Origin of the sequence: Arenibacter nanhaiticus (assembly GCF_900141935.1) — a bacterium.
Lineage (GTDB): Bacteria > Bacteroidota > Bacteroidia > Flavobacteriales > Flavobacteriaceae > Arenibacter > Arenibacter nanhaiticus.
The window spans coordinates 131,175-148,681 of the sequence record NZ_FQYX01000001.1 but is presented as its reverse complement, the minus strand read 5'-3'; the positions used below and the strand labels follow the sequence as shown (position 1 = coordinate 148,681).

Sequence of the window (17,507 nt, the reverse complement as noted above, 5' to 3'; positions counted from 1 at the left end):
GTATTTTACCCCTTCTTTCCTAAGGTTCAAACAACGCTCTACCAACCACCTTATTTATTGTTTTTTAATGGTCATATATAATTCGCATAGCTGAATTCGTATTTACGACCATGTTCATTTCATAAAACCTAAAAACCCTGTCCTAGAAACTGCTCGAACCCATAAACCCTCAATCTATAAAAAGAGCCACCAAATACTTCCCGAAGGTGCATTTTGAATGCTATCTTTGAAGAAAATTTCAAGCATTAGTCACACTCTTTCAAAACTGTAAACCATGCGTCATTATATTCTGCTCCTTTTACTTGCTACTACAACCCTGGGATGTGCCCAACAAAAAGAAGCTAGGGGAAAGGTCGATGATTATTTTGCCCTTGTCCGCGACCACTATACCGGAGAAAAGGCTTTAGAAACTACCGCCTATGTATCGCAATATTGGCGAGTGGTAGGCAACGAGGGTTTTAATAAGAGCATCTATAAAATAGCGGCAGAACTAGAAGCTGCGGGGTATGTTTTGGAAGATAAGGCCGATAAAAATGATCGGTTGCGGTACCGCATAGAAAAAAGAGCTCTACAAAGGTCAACTTGGGAACCTATAGCTGCAACCCTTCGCCTTCTCGGCGACGATGCCCCGCTACTTTCTTTTAACAGCAACCGCAATATGGTTTATATCAACTCCGTATCCACCCCAAAAACAGGGATCACTGCCGAGGTAGTATATATAAAGGACAAGGAAGACCTACAAACTGCAAATGTTAAGGGAAAAATAATCTTTACGGAACAACAAGCTAGGGATATTTATCTGGAAGGGGTGCTCCATAAAGGGGCCGTCGGAATATTAAGTTATGACAACCCCTCTTACCTGCAACCCGAAAAGAACAGCACCTCCATACAATTTAGATCTCTCCCCCATCACCCTAAAAACAGTTGGGGAATTGCCCTTTCTTATAAGGCCAAAGAACAATTAAAAGCAAAGTTGGCCAATGGTCCTGTTAGCGCCACGGTGGCTATAGACACTAAAATTTATCCTTCCCAGGAGCTAACGGTTATCGCCGAAGTGTTGGGTGCAGAATACCCCGGCCAACGCCTTGTTTTTAGTGCACATGTACAAGAGCCCGGTGCCAATGACAATGCTTCCGGGGTAGGAGCACAATTAGAAATGGCAGCCATCACCGCCAAATTAATGGCCAAGGAAGCTATAGACCCGCAACGGACCCTTACTTTCCTTTGGGGCGATGAAATTATATCGACCAGGAGATACATTCAAGAAGACCCAAATAGGGCTGCCGGTATTAAATGGGGCATCAGTTTAGATATGGTAGGAGAAAATACAGCATTGACCGGCGGTACTTTCTTGATAGAAAAAATGCCCGATCCCTCGGCCATTTGGACCAGAGGCAATGACAAACACTCGGAATGGGGCGGAAAGAAACTCGCCCTAGAGGATATGAAACCACACTACCTCAACGATTTTATACTGTATAATTTTAAGGAGCAAGCAAGATTCGCCCAATGGGTAGTGAACACAAACCCTTATGAAGGCGGTAGTGACCACACCCCATTTTTACAAGCCGACATTCCTGGATTATTGCTTTGGCATTTTACCGATCAATTTTACCATACCGATAACGACCGTATGGACAAGGTGTCGCAAGAAACGCTAAAAAATGTGGGAACGGCCGCCCTGGCCAGTGCCTATACCTTGTTACATGGCGACACCTATACCGCTGTCGATATCATTGAGATGGTCAAAAAAGCAGCACTAGACCGTTTGTCAAATGAATTTATTAGTAGTGAAAAGGCCATTAAAGCAGGCAATAGCCCCAAAAATGAAATTGAAATTTTAGAAGCTTGGGAAGACTGGTACCTTAAAGCCATTGCCGCTACCATGGATATGGCGTCCCCAGAAAACACGGCCTATGTAGAGAAATCTATACTAATGGCGCAGTCCGTTATAGAAATGCAGGCCAAGCTTTTTAAATCCGAACTGGAAAAGAAGAAGTAGCCAAAACAGTGTCTTTTGGGCGTTCCCTCCTTCGTCGGGCGGGCCCTTGGCTATATCCCTTGCGCTGCTGCGGGGATGCCGCCGCGGTCCCTAACGCATCATTTTATAGACAAGAAACCTTCCGGTTAAAGTCGTATTCATAGCCCGGAAAGATCAAAAAAAACAAGGCACTCTTTTGGCTAAAGATGGCAAAACATCTCTGAATAGATTAATTTTGCCCGGCTATTTATATATCGGCAAACCATATTCAATAGAAAACATACAATCATTTCAAATGCAGCACCTTCAACATATAGAAAACGAGCTTAAAGAAATACGTCAAGCCCTAAAGAGCCATAGAGTATACACCCAGTTATCGACTATAGAAGACATTCAGGTTTTTATGGAAAACCATGTTTTTGCGGTATGGGATTTTATGTCGCTTTTAAAAGCCTTACAAATACAACTTACCAATGTTTCTATTCCATGGACGCCCCCAAAAAACCCCACCTTGGCTAGGTTTATCAATGAAATTGTTCACGGGGAAGAAAGTGATATTAACGAACTGGGTGTCCCAAAAAGTCATTACGAAATGTACCTGGAAGCCATGGAACAAATTGGCGCCTCTACAAAAGAAGCTACTTCTTTAATAGCATTGATAGAATCTGGAAACGAGCCAAGGCAGAGTTTAGATCAAATTGCCATAGCCCCGGCTGTGAAGGATTTTGTTCGCTATACCTTTGCGATTATCGCTACCGAAAAGGCCCATTTAATAGCGGCGGCCTTTACTTTTGGAAGAGAAGATGTAATTCCGGATATGTTTATGGAAATTCTAAAACAGACCGATGCCGAAAACAAGCGCTACAACAAATTAAAGTATTACTTAGACCGTCATATTGAATTAGACGGGGACGAACACGGTCCTTTATCCCTTAAAATGATTTCTGAACTATGCGGCACAGACCCTAAAAAATGGGAAGAAACCCTAGAAGTAGCCAAAGAATCGCTGCGTCAAAGGATCTACCTATGGGATGCCATAGCCGATTGTATTGAAAAGAAGAACGTTTTACTATAGCCGCTACCTCCATAAAATAGCTTCCTAGTCGTTTTTATCCCAGCAGTTGCAATCCTTGCTGGGATAAAAACCATAGGACTACTTCCCAAGGCTATTTTCTGCTTACCTCTATTGGCTGTAATCAGTACCCAAAACTATAGTTGCTAGAAAAACAAGAACATTAATTCGCCCTGCTACCCTCCTATCCCGTTGCCATTCTTTCGCTTGTGCATTTAAAATTATTTCAGTACCTTAAAACACCTAACCGCAAGCATACCAGCTTCTTACAAAGCACCTGAATTCTTTAAAAGTTGGCGCTTTAGCACTCCCCAAATAGAAAGCAAGCTTACGGCATCTACAAAATGTAAATTTTGTCTAACTAGGATGGCTACCTTATCGCCCTAATCAAAACATATTGCTTCTTAACTAATATATAACTTATGAGTCCTCATTCATTCTCCCTTCGTATACGCCCTATCCTTTCTTTAATCCTCCTTCCCATTCTGTTTTATTCCTTATCTGCTTGTAAAAAAAACAAGAATCAAGTAAGCAACGCCCAAATGAGGCTTCATAACAAAGATATTATAGAAGTGGTTACCCAGAATATGGATTTCCAGGCGGTAGATACTATTCCATCGGGCTGGCATACGTTCCGGTATACCAACAAATCTAAAGAACCTCATTTCTTTTTATTGGACAAATACCCCGAGGACAAAACCATTAAGGATGCAGAAAGAGAAGTAATGCCTATTTTTCAACAAGGCATGGATCTGATCAATGAGGGAAAACCAGCCGAAGGTTTTGCTACACTGAACAGCTTACCAAATTGGTTTTTTAAGGTCGTATTTTCTGGAGGTTCCGCCTTGGTGTCTCCCGGAGAACAAAGTGTAACCACCCTATTTTTGGAACCCGGATATTACGTGATGGAATGCTATGTAAAAATGTCTAACGGAATGTTTCATTCTACTATGGGAATGACCAAAGAACTCATAGTAACCCAAGAACTTTCGAACGGCAAACCTTTAGTCCCCGATGTAAAGTTGACCATTTCGAGTACCGAGGGCATTTCATACAACACCCCCATTCAGAACGGGCATCAAGTTTTTTCCGTGTTTTTTAAAGATCAAATCTCCCATGAAAATTTCGTTGGCCACGATGTAAATTTGGTTCGTTTAGATAAAAATGCTGACGTCAATCACCTAGAAAAATGGATGAATTGGGCAGCTCCCGAGGGATTGATGAACCCGGCTCCAGAAGGAGTTACCTTTTTAGGAGGGGTCAACGATCTACCTAAGGGAAAAACGGGTTATTTTAACGCCAACTTAGCACCAGGGCATTACGCCTTTATTGCAGAAGTCCCTAATGCACGAAGCAAAAAAATGTTTCATGTTTTTACAGTCCCAGAACCGACTCAAGAAGCTAAAAACACCCCCTTTCCTCAAAAATAATTAGGTTGCACCTTATTCTTTAATAGTCTTGTCCTTTTTGCAGGATTCCCTATCTTCAATTTTTTAATCAAAATAAGGGATCCTCCCCATAGACCACTTTTATTATGTTCGATTTTCGTCTAAAAGTTTTCCATACCGTTGCCAAACGACTCAGTTTCACAAAAGCTTCTAAGGAACTATTTATCACCCAACCGGCAGTTACCAAACATATCAAGGAGATAGAAAACTACCTCAACATTAAAGTTTTTGAAAGAAAGAGGTCTCAAATTGTGTTAACCCCTGCCGGAAAAATTTTATTGGAACATACCGAAGCCTTGTTTTCCTTATACCGAGAATTAGAATTTGAACTGAATACTATAACCAAGAATTATAACGGTAGGCTTAGAATTGGGGCTAGTACCACCATTGCCCAATACATATTGCCACAATTGCTAGCTGGTTTCCATCAAAAATTCGGTCATATTAAAGTTTCCTTAATCAGTGGAAATACGGAAAAAATAGAGGCAGAACTACAGGCCAATACCATAGACCTCGGCATTATAGAAGGCAGGACCAAGAAATCCAATTTCAAATATGAGGAATTCATAAAAGACGAAATTGTTTTGGTAGCCAATAGTCAGCATCCCTTGGTAAAAAAGCAGCCTATATCCCTTGAGACGCTGAAAACGGTACCCGTACTATTACGAGAGCAAGGCTCCGGTACCTTAGAGGTCATAGATCACCACCTTAAAAAGACAACATTAAAAACCTCTGACCTATCCCTAGAAATGGAATTGGGCAGCACGGAAAGTATTAAAAATTATCTATACCACAGCAATTCTGTCGCTTTCCTATCCATCCATTCCATTTTTAAAGAACTCAAAAACAACGACTTTAGCATCCTAGATGTAGCGGAACTGAACATCGGCCGCCACTTTTATTTTATACAACCCCAAGGACAGACAGACCCCTTATCAGAATTATTTAAAAAATTTGCCCTTCATTATAACTTTAAGTAATGGTGCATTACAGATGGTGATTTCCATAAGGAGGTATTATAGAAGACCTTTGTCCTATAGTTTATACCAACTTTGAAAATGGAAATGCATAAGAAAATAGTTTTGGGCAATTGGCTTCAGAAAAGCATTACTACAAGAGAACTGCTGTTTTTAATCATGGTGGTCTTGTGCTTAACACCTTTTATATCGCCTCCAATGGCCCTTTTATTGGGTTTAATTGTTGCCCAATGGATAGGACACCCCTATTTACACCTCAACCATAAGGCTACTCATTTATTGCTACAAGTATCTGTAGTGGGCTTAGGATTTGGCATGAATATGAACAGCGCACTAAAGGCTGGAAAAGAAGGTGTTCTTTTCACCATAGTTTCCATTGTCAGTATATTAGTAATTGGTTTTTTTATGGGCAAGGTCTTAAAACTAGACAAAAAAACTTCTTATTTAATCTCTGTGGGGACAGCCATCTGTGGGGGCAGTGCCATTGCCGCTATCTCTCCAGTAATAAAAGCCAAGGAAAACCAAATCTCCATAGCCATTGGAACAATTTTCATCCTTAATTCCGTGGCCTTGTTTGCTTTTCCTGCCATCGGTTCGGCCTTAGATCTATCCCAGACCCAATTTGGAATGTGGTGTGCCATCGCTATACACGACACCAGCTCCGTAGTTGGTGCAGCCAGTAAATACGGGGACAAGGCCCTGGAGATTGCCACTACCGTAAAATTAGCCAGAGCCTTGTGGATTATTCCCTTAGCCTTCTTATCTACCTATGTGTTTAAAAATAAAGGTGGCAACATTAAAATCCCTTACTTTATTGGCTTGTTTGTTTTGGCTATGATGGCCAATACCTATATCCCTTTTGTTCAGGAATACAGCCACTACCTCACCAGTATTGCCAAGGCCGGTTTAACCCTTACCCTATTCCTTATTGGCTGCGGTTTAAATAGAAATGTCCTTAGCGCTGTTGGCTATAAACCGCTTTTACAAGGAATAGTCCTATGGGTGCTCATTGCAGCCGGCGCCCTTTGGGCCATCATGAGTTTTAGCACATAGCACCACCACCCCTTAATATAACATCCTATAAATTTAAGTCGACCTTGCTTTTCCAAGAGTGAAAAAAACCTTGGCTTAGGAAAACTGAACCCCATGAATCTAACCATAAAAACAGCAAAAAAACATGTTGTGGTTCTTTTTTGTAGTATGTTTTTTTTGTCGACAACCAGACTAGTCAGTTGGCAACGTGGTGTTTAACAGGTCATAACGTCTTGTTTTCTCTTCTAGTAGCTTAAACGATCGTTGAAATACCTCTTTAAAATATAGGAAGCCCAAATTTCCACCTATAAACCAACCGCTTGGTATATTAGTCGATGAACTCCATAAAAGGAAAAACCAGGACTACCTACCCCATGCTCCGAGATATTAAGCCAAATCTTCTGTGCCCACGTGCAACAAAGCATCCCCCTGGTTTACCACCCCTTGATGGTTTATACAAAACACATAGCCATCATAGGGCGCTTTTATTTCTTTGACGTACTTGGCAAAGGTATCGGACACAATTCCCAGTACCTGATTTTTTTTAATGGGGGTCCCGTTTATAACCTTGGGCACGAACATGCCGGCCGTGGGTGCCCTAAGCCATCTTCTTTGGGTTAAATGAATCGACGGGGGTCTTTTATCTTTTCCGGAACTGCTTTGAGGTGCCATTTTAAAATATGCAAGGATATTTTGTATCCCTTGGATTCCCTCTACTATGGCAGAATGGTCAAAACGCATGCTTTCGCCTGCCTCGTAAACAATGGTTGCAATGCCTTTGGTATAGGCTACTTTTCTAAAAGAATTGGCTATGAGCCCAGAAGGAAAGTTAAATGGAGCATTAAAGATTTCTGCCAATAGCTTGCTGTCCTTGTCATCTTTAGTGAACCTTGTTTGCGGGTAATTGGCCAAGCGTGCACCTCCGGTATGCAAATCGATCCCAAAATTTATCAAGGGAAATATTTGGGTGGTATAATAATAGGCTATTCTGCTGGCCAAGGAGCCGCTTTTAGAGCCCGGAAAGCTGCGATTGACATCCTTTCCGTCGGGGACGTCCCTAGAAAAGTGCAAAAACCCAAATACATTCAGCAACGGCACAACAATAACGGCGCCTCGCTGAATTTTAAATTTCTTTTTTTGCAACATACGGCGCACAATTTCTATCCCATTGATCTCATCGCCGTGCAAACCAGCCTGGATTAAAATAACCGGCCCCGGTTCCGCGGCATTTACCACATAAATAGGGATATCTATGATGGTCCCCGTTGGCAAACGGTCTATATTAATATGAAGCCATTTTTCTTGCCCCGGAGCTACCTTGTCACCGCCGATAACGATGTCCTTATTTTCCAAAAAACTTTCCATAAATCACCTACTATTTACTGTTTTACCCTCGATTTATACCATTTTTCCCCAACTCATTGAGGCTTCTACAAATGACAGCAGCGGCAATTTCTTTAAATTGGTTCTAAATACCATACATAATTTAAACAAAGTTTGTGAATAAGTCGCCAGAACTGTAGATTTGTCCTTAAAAATAATAACCAATGAGTGGATTTTTAAACTCTTCGATCGGCAGAAAGTTTACCATGGCCCTTTCAGCCCTTTTCTTAATGTTATTTATCTTACAACATTTCGCCATCAACATTTTATCCGTTTTTAGTCCGGACAGCTTTAATGAAATCTCGCACTTTATGGGTACAAACCCATTGGTACAGTTTGCATTACAACCGGTCTTGCTATTTGGAGTAATCTACCATTTTGTAATGGGGTTCATCCTAGAGATAAAGAACAGAAATGCCCGTACCGTAAAGTATTACAAAAACAACGGTGCTGCAAATTCTACTTGGATGAGTAGAAACATGATTTGGAGTGGAGGGTTTATCCTGGTATTCCTTGTGATCCACTTTATCGACTTTTGGTTTCCAGAAATCAACACCAAATTCATTCAGGGAGACATGTCTGGTCTTCTGGCCGATGGAGAAGGTTACCGTTACTACGAGGAACTGACCCATAAGTTTGTTCCTGTTTGGAGGGTTGCCCTATATTGTATAGGCTTTGTATTTCTTTCATTACACTTACTCCATGGCTTTAATTCGGCCTTTCAGTCTGTAGGAGCCAACAACAAATACATAAAAGGGTTAAAAGGATTTGGAAAGGCATATGCCATTTTAATTCCGTTAGGATTTATCTTTATTGCGCTTTTTCACCATTTTAACCATTAATAATACTATTTACTTATGTCTGTATTAGATTCTAAAGTACCTAAAGGTCCGTTAAAGGATAAATGGACCGACTATAAAAATCATATCGATTTAGTAAACCCTGCCAACAAACGTAATATAGATGTTATCATCGTTGGTACTGGTTTGGCTGGGGGATCAGCAGCGGCTACTTTAGCCGAACTAGGATATAACGTAAAAGCATTCTGTTACCAGGATTCTCCTCGTAGAGCGCACTCTATTGCTGCCCAAGGGGGAATTAACGCTGCAAAAAATTACCAAGGCGATGGGGATTCTACCTATCGTTTGTTTTATGATACCATTAAAGGAGGAGATTACCGTTCCAGAGAAGCCAACGTATATCGTTTGGCAGAGGTATCGGCCAATATCATTGACCAATGTGTGGCCCAAGGGGTTCCTTTTGCCCGTGATTACGGTGGACAATTGGACAACCGTTCTTTTGGTGGGGTGTTGGTTTCCCGTACCTTTTATGCCAAGGGGCAAACTGGTCAGCAATTGTTACTAGGGGCTTATTCTGCCATGAACAGGCAAATTGCCCGTGGTAAGATAGAGATGTTTAACCGCCACGAAATGTTAGACGTGGTAAAGGTTGACGGAAAAGCACGTGGTATCATCGCACGTAACTTGGTTACTGGAGAAATAGAGCGCCATTCTGCCCATGCCGTAGTTATAGCTTCTGGAGGATACGGAAACGTTTATTTCCTTTCTACCAATGCCATGGGATCTAATGCTACTGCAGCTTGGAAAATACATAAAAAAGGGGCGTTTTTTGCCAACCCTTGCTATACCCAAATTCACCCTACCTGTATCCCACGTTCAGGAGACTATCAGTCTAAATTGACATTGATGTCAGAATCCCTGCGTAATGATGGGCGTATCTGGGTTCCTAAGAAAATGGAGGATGTTTTGGCTATTAGAGAAGGCAAATTACAACCTACACAAATAAAAGAAGAAGACAGGGACTACTATTTGGAAAGAAGATATCCTGCTTTTGGAAATTTAGTTCCTAGAGATGTTGCTTCTAGGGCGGCCAAAGAAAGATGTGATGCCGGCTACGGTGTCAACGCTACTGGGGAAGCCGTTTACCTCGACTTTAAATCGGCTATAGAACGTTACGGAAACGAGCAGGCCAAACTACAGGGTTTAAACAACCCTAGCAAAGAAAAGATCACTGAATTGGGAGCGGCTATCGTTAAGGCCAAATACGGAAACCTTTTCCAGATGTACGAGAAAATCGTAGATCAGGACCCGTATAAAACCCCTATGATGATTTACCCAGCGACCCATTATACCATGGGAGGTGTTTGGGTAGACTATAACCTTATGACGACCGTAGAAGGCTTGTATTGTATTGGAGAAGCAAACTTCTCTGACCACGGTGCCAACAGATTGGGAGCTTCGGCCCTAATGCAAGGATTGGCCGACGGATATTTTGTATTGCCATACACTATTGGCGATTACTTGTCCAAAGAAATCCGTACCGGCAAAATCCCAACGGACAGTCCGGAATTTGAAGAAGCAGAAAAGGAAGTTACCGAAAAGATCAACTTCTTTATCAATAACAAAGGTTCGCACTCCGTAGACTATTTCCATAAAAAACTTGGAAAGATCATGTGGGACAAATGTGGTATGTCCAGAAATGCAGCAGATTTAAAAGAGGCCATGGCCGAAATTAAAGCTGTTCGCGAAGAATTCTATAAAGAGGTAAATGTTCCTGGTGCTGCCAATGAAATGAACCCAGAATTAGAGAAAGCAGGTCGTGTGGCCGATTTCTTGGAGCTTGGGGAATTATTCGCCAAGGATGCCCTTATGAGAGAAGAATCTTGTGGAGGACACTTCAGGGAAGAATCTGTAGAACTAGATGGCGAACAAAAAGGAGAAGCGAAACGTAATGATGACGATTTTGCCTACGTAGCTGCCTGGGAATACAAAGGGGAGCCCGCTGATGCCGTCTTGCACAAAGAGCAATTGGAATTTAAGGATATAGAGCTAAAACAAAGAAGTTACAAATAATATTGTCATGAGCTATAGGTGGTGTGCCTTGAGAGTATACACTACTTAGCACTCATTACTCAATACATAAGATATGAACCTGACATTAAAAATTTGGAGACAACAAGGACCACAGGACAAAGGTAAAATGGTCGATTATAAGGTGAGCGATATTTCGGAACATATGTCTTTTTTAGAAATGATGGATGTTTTGAACGAGCAGCTTATAAACAAAGGCGAAGAACCTGTAGCCTTTGACCATGACTGTCGTGAGGGAATCTGCGGAATGTGCTCTATGTACATCAATGGAGAAGCCCATGGTCCGGACAGAGGGGTAACTACCTGCCAATTACATATGCGTATGTTTAAGGATGGGGATACGATTACCATAGAACCTTTTAGAGCCAAGGCATTTCCTGTAATAAAAGATTTGGTAGTCGATAGAAGTTCTTTTGACCGTATACAGCATGCGGGCGGATTTATATCTGTGAACACCTCTGGAAATACTCAAGACGCCAATGCCATCCTGATAGACAAGCACGATGCCGATACGGCTATGGATGCCGCTACCTGTATTGGTTGTGGCGCTTGTGTGGCCAGCTGTAAAAACTCTTCTGCAATGTTGTTCGTTGGGGCCAAGGTATCACAGTACGCCTTGTTGCCACAAGGACAGGTAGAAGCCGTAGATCGTGTAAAAAACATGGTCGCTCAAATGGACCTGGAAGGTTTTGGAAACTGTACCAATACCGGGGCTTGTGAAGTAGAATGTCCAAAAGGTATTTCTCTGGAAAACATCGCGCGTATGAACAGAGAATTTTTAAGCGCGAATATAAAAGGCTAGTTCTGACAACTGTTTAAATTTAAATACAAAAACCCCAAACCTGTCGGTTTGGGGTTTTTTAATGCCTTACTCCCAGACATTATTGTGGCGAATGTCCAAGGGTTCTAAAACCTAGATAAAGCACAAAATACTCTTAGCCGTACTATCACTTTCCCTTCCTTACGATCGTATGCGCCGCATCCCAGACCCAGGGCGACTATTTATATTCATATTTTGCCCCGCAAACCGTCCAAATTTATAGCTGAAAGTAAGCATGAAATACTGCTCCAATATCGTGCTTTGGGAGTCTTGGATAAAGTCCTCTGAAATCGTCCTTACATACCCATTGTTCTTGCCAAGGATATCATACCCAACCAATGTCAGTGTTCCTTTTCCTTCCCATAACTGCACCCCTAGGCCAGCATTCCAAAAAACAGCGTCCCCATCAAAAGCATCTCCCACCCTACTGTTATAGCGATACGAAACCTTATTGGTCAAAAAGGCATCTTTAAAGAAATAAATAGAAGAATTCAACTGTAGGTTTTGAACGAAATAGGCATTGTCATCATAAATATCGGTATCGTAAATAGTCTTGTTTAGCGCGTAGCTGTAGGAGGCATTAAAATCTAATTTTTTGTCATAAGCGTACCTAAACGATATGGAAGGTCTAATCACAGAGGATTCGGCCGTAAACTTTACACCGTTCTGTATAGAGAGGTTGTTCCTAAAACTTCCATGAAGCCTTAGGTTGAAATTCATATTCGCATGCTGACTAAAGTAGGTTTTGGTGATCGCCGTATTGCCTCTTAAAGAATAATCGCCCTGTATATTGGTATAGGTAGTGTATTTTATAAGATCCTCGTCGGTTATAGTAGTATTGATAATCTTGTCTTGTACAAATCCGGCCGCTGCATCTCCGGTGATATTAATATTGTGAAAGGCCAGATTATTCTGGTATTGAAAACGCAGGTCATGGTTCACCGCAGGCTCCAAAAATGGGTTCCCCGTACGTATATGCAATTGGTTGTTGACATCGGGCACCGGTTGTAACTGACCGATAGAAGGCACATCTACATTTTGATCGTAATGTAGGTTGATGTTCTTATAACCGTTGGCATCCCTATACTGAATTCTTCCCGAATAGGTCAAATATTCAAAATCAGTCTTAAAATTACGAGCTACATTAATTTCATCTTCGTATTTTCTAAAGGTACTGGTGTAGTTCCCCGAGGCTTCAAATCGAAATTCTTTATAGTCGTACCGAAACCCTAAGGCTGGTCGTACCGTAGTGGTCAAATAGTTGTTTTCGGTACTCAGCCTTTGGTTAAATCCGTCATAACTCCCTTCCTCAGTATTATAATCGAACACATACTTTTCATTGGTACTATTGCCGACTTGAACCCAATATCTTGGAATGATCCTGAAATCTGTAAACAATTCCTTGTTCCAACTGGCGTTGAGCGATATGTTAGAACTTAGGTTTTCAGATTCGTTAATTTGATCCTGAATTTTGGTAGTATTCTTTTTGTACAGTATATTTTCAGAATATCTTTTACCACTAGACTGGTCCTTGCTGATGTTGGTAGACAATCCGATATGAAAATAGTCGCGCCTTCCCCCCAACCTAGGGGTTACACTAAAATTATTGCTAAAATTATAGGAGTCTGACACCCCTTGATTTCTAGCATTATAATCGCTGACCAAATCACCGTTCGTTTCCGTAGATTGTGTGGTTTCTTGATTAAAAGAGTCCGAATTTGACATTTTAAAATCGGTTCTATTGGCAATTTGAACGCTATTGTTGGCCGATTTATTTTTGGGCTCCACTAAAAACTTTAGATCTAGATTGGCCGTATGGCTATCAGAATCCCCACTGCTGTTTTTCTTTGAATTAGTGATATAATTTAGATCCGGCAAAAAGTTTTCCCGCCTTGTTTTTTGTTCGGTTTCCCTATTTTGAGTACTGTACCTATAATTGCCATTAATCCGTGTTTCATTCCATTTTCCCTTAGAAAAATTACTCCCCACAAAACTAGATTCCAAATACCCATTACTGGTATCCGTATCGGGCAAACTATTAAAGCCCTTGGACATGTTAATGTTGTTGGTCCCGGAAATCACCCCCAATTGTTTTCCTTCTATCAATTGAAAAAGGTTGGCATTGGCCTGGTATTTATCGTCCGTACCATAGCCACCGGCAACATCCCCAAAATAGCCCTTATTTTTTCCTTTTTTAATTTTTAGGTTCAGCTCCTTAGTCCCAGAATCCGACGCTTCCCCGGTAAACTTTTGCAGGTCCGTCTTAAAATCGGTTACTTGAACCTTATCGATCACCACACTCGGTAAATTTTTAATGGCGATATTCCCGTTCTTTTCCCCAAAAAAACGCATCCCGTCTACATTCACGGCCTCTACTTCTACTCCGTTATGAGTAATCATCCCGTCCAGATCTATTTCGATCCCCGGAAGTTTTTTCAGCAAATCTTCTACCTTATCATTGGGAAGGGTCTTAAAACTATCGGCATTGTACTCTACGGTATCCTTCTTCATCAACACCGGGGGCGCTTTCCCTACTAGGAACACTTCTGTTAGCTCTTCTAACTGCTCCTCTATTGTTATATCCCCTAGGTGCAATCTGTCTTCCTGGGGCACCTTTATATCTCGGCTATAGGTTTTGTATCCCAAATAAGCTACTTTAAAAAGGAGTTTAGACTCGCTTTCGGCATTGACGCGAATAGAAAATTCCCCTTTTTTATCGGTAATGGCATAGGCCATGGTAGTGGAGTCTTTTATACTTTGTACATAAACGGTAGCCCCTTCCAAGCTAGTTGCCTCCTTATCGATTACCAAGCCCTCTAGGGCGAATTTTTGGCTCATCGCACTAAAGGACGCCAAAATAAATACAAAAGATACCAGTGTTTTCAAACTATATGTTTTTTTGGCTAAGGAACGCCAGATTAACACTTTGACTCTCTTAAAGAATAAAGGTTTAAAGAACAGTTGCTAAAATGTTAAAATCTTAACAGCCCTAGCCCATATCCAAAAGGAAACTTAAAAATGAAGTATCTTTAAGAGTGGCCAAGAAGTACTCCATAGATAGAATCATCGTCCCTCGTTTTAACGAGGCTTCCGGATTTTACACCACTCCCGAACGCTCCAAAATGATGGCTAAAATAAGAGGCAAGAATACCAAGCCCGAATTAGCCTTTAGAAAAGCACTGTGGAAATTGGGGTACCGCTATCGTATCGATTACAAAAAACTGATAGGCAAACCAGATATAGTCCTTAAAAAATACAAGACGGCAATATTCATTGACGGCGAATATTGGCACGGATATAATTGGGCCGATCGGAAAGCAAGTATAAAAACCAATGCAGCGTTTTGGATCCCAAAAATAGAACGAAATATGCAGCGTGACCTAGAGGTTTCCATGGCCTTAAAAAACCTGGGATATACCGTATTCCGATTTTGGGCACAGGAAATCAAAAAAGATTTGGAGGGCTGTTTGCAAAAGGTCGTACTGCATTTGGAAGGGCACAGTTCCTATAATGGTGCCACTTAGCAACAAGACTATTCCTCCATTTGTATACCTTTATAAGCAGCACTAACGTCAACTTTTAAAAATCATGCCAACTTTTAGATCTGCAATCGCCTCTAAACTGCCTCTTGTAAAGACCACCATTTTTACAAGGATGGGGCAATTAGCCCAAAAGCACCAAGCGATTAATCTTTCTCAGGGATTTCCCAATTTTGAACCCGACCCTGAATTGATTGCCTTGGTCACCAAGGCCATGAACCAGGGCTATAACCAATACGCTCCTATGGCCGGGCTACTTGCCCTTCGCGAAATAATAGCCAAAAAAATAGAGGCCTTACATGGCCAATCCTACGATCCTGAAACCGAGATAACGGTAACCGTTGGCGCAACTCAGGCCATTTTTACGATCATTACGGCCTTTATTTCCCCAATGGATGAAGTAATACTCTTTAAGCCCGCCTACGATTGCTATGAGCCTGCCATAAGGCTTAATGGCGGTATTCTGGTTGGGGTACAACTAAAGAAGGACGATTGTACCGTAGATTGGGACGAATTCCGCGCCAAGATTACACCAAGAACAAAAATGGTGATCATTAACACCCCACACAATCCTAGTGGCACCATACTATCAAAGGCCGATATGATACAGCTACAAGAGTCCTTAAAGGACACCGGAATTATAGTCATTAGCGATGAAGTGTACGAACATATAATTTTTGATGGCCAGCAACATGAAAGCGCCTCTCGCTATCACGACTTGGCGCAACGGACTTTTGTTTGTTCCTCCTTTGGAAAGACCTTTCATATTACGGGATGGAAATTAGGCTATTGTGTGGCCCCCGCCGAATTAATGAGGGAGTTTAGAAAAACGCACCAGTTTAACGTTTTTAGTGTCGACCATGCGGCACAAAAAGCGATGGCCGATTATTTAAAGACACCTCAACACTATTTAGACCTGCCCAAATTCTACGAGCAGAAACGCAATCTGTTTGTATCTGGCCTTAGTGGTTCTAGGTTTACCGTTAGACCGTGTAGCGGCAGTTATTTTCAATTGTTAGACTATTCGGCCATAAGCGAGGAAAACGACATGGAGTTTGCAGAGCGCTTGGTAAAGGAGCACAAAATTGCCAGTATTCCCCTTTCTGGCTTTAATACCGAAGACAAAACCCAAAAATTAGTGCGATTTTGTTTTGCTAAAACCACCGAAACCCTAGAGAAGGCCACCGCAGTTCTGAGAACTATTTAAAGGATTACCAATAAAGCTTTTTTTTAGTTGAAGGTTTACTGTAAAAGAACCGGATAGGTGTATAGAAATTGGGTTTTAGCGGAACACTATGCAAAAGCAGACAAACTAAAAAGAGCGATGCCCGCAGGTATCGCTCTTTTTAAACCCTTCATATGTCATAGCATACGCTGGTCGGATTTTAAATAACGGCTAGAGCGTTACAACATAAATAACTTTTTAATCAGATTGATGATCCCTCGAAAAAAATCGTTCGGATACACTTGAATCTCTTCTTGTTTAGGGGAGTGGTTAAGCTGGACTTCCATACATTATTTTTTTATCGTTATTAGATTTGGGATCCACCATTTGGTGGTGAATTTAAAAAATAACGCCTCTTTTTAAAATTTGTTGTAATGAAACCAAAAAATAATTCACCCCTTCCATCCTGCTAAATGTTGGCCGCTAATAACGGTTAAAAAGTCTTGTTACAGTTCCATTTCGGGAATCTCGCCTTCAACGATCAGGGTCCCTTCGGTAGCCTTGACTATTTCTTCTACACTTATTCCCGGAGCCCGTTCTAGGAGTTTAAATCCCTTTGGAGTCACTTCTATGACGGCAAGGTTTGTGACTATTTTTTTTACGCATCCCACGCCAGTCAATGGCAAGGAGCATTTTTTTAACAACTTAGACTCCCCTGCCCTATTGGTATGCATCATGGCGACAATAATATTTTCTGCCGAGGCCACTAAGTCCATTGCCCCGCCCATTCCTTTCACCATTTTTCCTGGAATTTTCCAATTGGCAATATCACCGGTCTCGGAAACTTCCATAGCCCCTAAAATAGTCAAGTCTACATGTTGCCCACGGATCATCCCAAAACTGGTCACAGAATCGAAGAAAGAGGCCCCTGGCAAGGTGGTAATGGTTTGTTTTCCCGCATTGATAATGTCGGCATCCTCTTCCCCTTCAAAAGGAAAGGGCCCCATTCCCAACACCCCATTTTCACTTTGGAATTCTACACTAATATCATCACGGACAAAATTGGCCACCAAGGTAGGAATCCCTATCCCCAGGTTGACGTAATACCCGTCTCTTACTTCCTTTGCAATGCGCTTTGCGATTCCGTTTTTATCTAACATAATGTTTCAATTTGAAAATTTGATAATTAGCTAATTTGA

Annotated in this window: 13 protein-coding genes; 10 read left to right on the top strand and 3 right to left on the bottom strand. The window is 41.5% G+C overall.

Annotation, left to right across the window (positions count from 1 at the left end; all coding sequences use genetic code 11):
- Window positions 1–274 precede the first annotated feature (274 nt).
- The 5 genes from BUA16_RS00625 to BUA16_RS00605 all read left to right on the top strand — a co-directional run bounded on the left by BUA16_RS00625 (window position 275) and on the right by BUA16_RS00605 (window position 6,531).
- Window positions 275–2,002, top strand: a complete 1,728-nt coding sequence (locus BUA16_RS00625) for a M28 family peptidase (RefSeq protein WP_072762705.1) — start codon at window positions 275–277, stop codon at window positions 2,000–2,002.
- A 274-nt stretch (window positions 2,003–2,276) separates the two neighbouring features.
- On the top strand, window positions 2,277–3,056 hold the full coding sequence (locus BUA16_RS00620) for a DUF3050 domain-containing protein (RefSeq protein WP_072762704.1): 780 nt from the start codon (window positions 2,277–2,279) through the stop codon (window positions 3,054–3,056).
- A gap of 419 nt (window positions 3,057–3,475) precedes the next feature.
- Entirely contained in the window at window positions 3,476–4,483 is a 1,008-nt protein-coding gene (locus tag BUA16_RS00615) for a hypothetical protein (protein ID WP_072762703.1), read from the top strand.
- Window positions 4,484–4,587: 104 nt separating this feature from the next.
- A complete protein-coding gene (locus tag BUA16_RS00610; RefSeq protein WP_072762702.1) occupies window positions 4,588–5,481 on the top strand; it encodes a LysR family transcriptional regulator in 894 nt (297 codons plus the stop codon).
- 84 nt (window positions 5,482–5,565) lie between these two features.
- Window positions 5,566–6,531, top strand: a complete 966-nt coding sequence (locus tag BUA16_RS00605; RefSeq protein ID WP_072762832.1) for a YeiH family protein — start codon at window positions 5,566–5,568, stop codon at window positions 6,529–6,531.
- Between the two features lie 366 nt (window positions 6,532–6,897).
- Here the strand turns inward: BUA16_RS00605 and BUA16_RS00600 are convergent, their stop codons facing one another.
- Window positions 6,898–7,875: a succinylglutamate desuccinylase/aspartoacylase family protein gene (locus BUA16_RS00600; protein ID WP_072762701.1), complete on the bottom strand. Its 978-nt coding sequence runs from the start codon at window positions 7,873–7,875 to the stop codon at window positions 6,898–6,900.
- Window positions 7,876–8,057: 182 nt separating this feature from the next.
- Between BUA16_RS00600 and BUA16_RS00595 the strand changes: the two genes are divergently transcribed.
- The 3 genes from BUA16_RS00595 to BUA16_RS00585 all read left to right on the top strand — a co-directional run bounded on the left by BUA16_RS00595 (window position 8,058) and on the right by BUA16_RS00585 (window position 11,586).
- Complete coding sequence (locus BUA16_RS00595; protein ID WP_072762700.1) at window positions 8,058–8,735, top strand: succinate dehydrogenase cytochrome b subunit; 678 nt, start codon at window positions 8,058–8,060, stop codon at window positions 8,733–8,735.
- A gap of 15 nt (window positions 8,736–8,750) precedes the next feature.
- Window positions 8,751–10,766, top strand: coding sequence for a fumarate reductase/succinate dehydrogenase flavoprotein subunit (locus BUA16_RS00590; protein WP_072762699.1), 2,016 nt, complete (start codon window positions 8,751–8,753; stop codon window positions 10,764–10,766).
- A 73-nt stretch (window positions 10,767–10,839) separates the two neighbouring features.
- Complete coding sequence (locus BUA16_RS00585; protein WP_072762698.1) at window positions 10,840–11,586, top strand: succinate dehydrogenase/fumarate reductase iron-sulfur subunit; 747 nt, start codon at window positions 10,840–10,842, stop codon at window positions 11,584–11,586.
- Between the two features lie 159 nt (window positions 11,587–11,745).
- Here the strand turns inward: BUA16_RS00585 and BUA16_RS00580 are convergent, their stop codons facing one another.
- Window positions 11,746–14,490 carry an outer membrane beta-barrel protein gene (locus BUA16_RS00580; protein WP_143150421.1) on the bottom strand — a complete coding sequence of 915 codons (2,745 nt, stop codon included), beginning with the start codon at window positions 14,488–14,490 and terminating at the stop codon, window positions 11,746–11,748.
- Between the two features lie 149 nt (window positions 14,491–14,639).
- Between BUA16_RS00580 and BUA16_RS00575 the strand changes: the two genes are divergently transcribed.
- Both BUA16_RS00575 and BUA16_RS00570 read left to right on the top strand, forming a co-directional pair.
- Entirely contained in the window at window positions 14,640–15,128 is a 489-nt protein-coding gene (locus BUA16_RS00575; RefSeq protein WP_072762696.1) for a very short patch repair endonuclease, read from the top strand.
- A gap of 64 nt (window positions 15,129–15,192) precedes the next feature.
- On the top strand, window positions 15,193–16,350 hold the full coding sequence (locus BUA16_RS00570; RefSeq protein WP_072762695.1) for a methionine aminotransferase: 1,158 nt from the start codon (window positions 15,193–15,195) through the stop codon (window positions 16,348–16,350).
- 464 nt (window positions 16,351–16,814) lie between these two features.
- Here BUA16_RS00570 and BUA16_RS00565 read toward each other — a convergent pair whose 3' ends face one another.
- Window positions 16,815–17,468 carry a 3-oxoacid CoA-transferase subunit B gene (locus BUA16_RS00565; RefSeq protein WP_072762694.1) on the bottom strand — a complete coding sequence of 218 codons (654 nt, stop codon included), beginning with the start codon at window positions 17,466–17,468 and terminating at the stop codon, window positions 16,815–16,817.
- Between the last annotated feature and the right edge of the window lie 39 nt (window positions 17,469–17,507).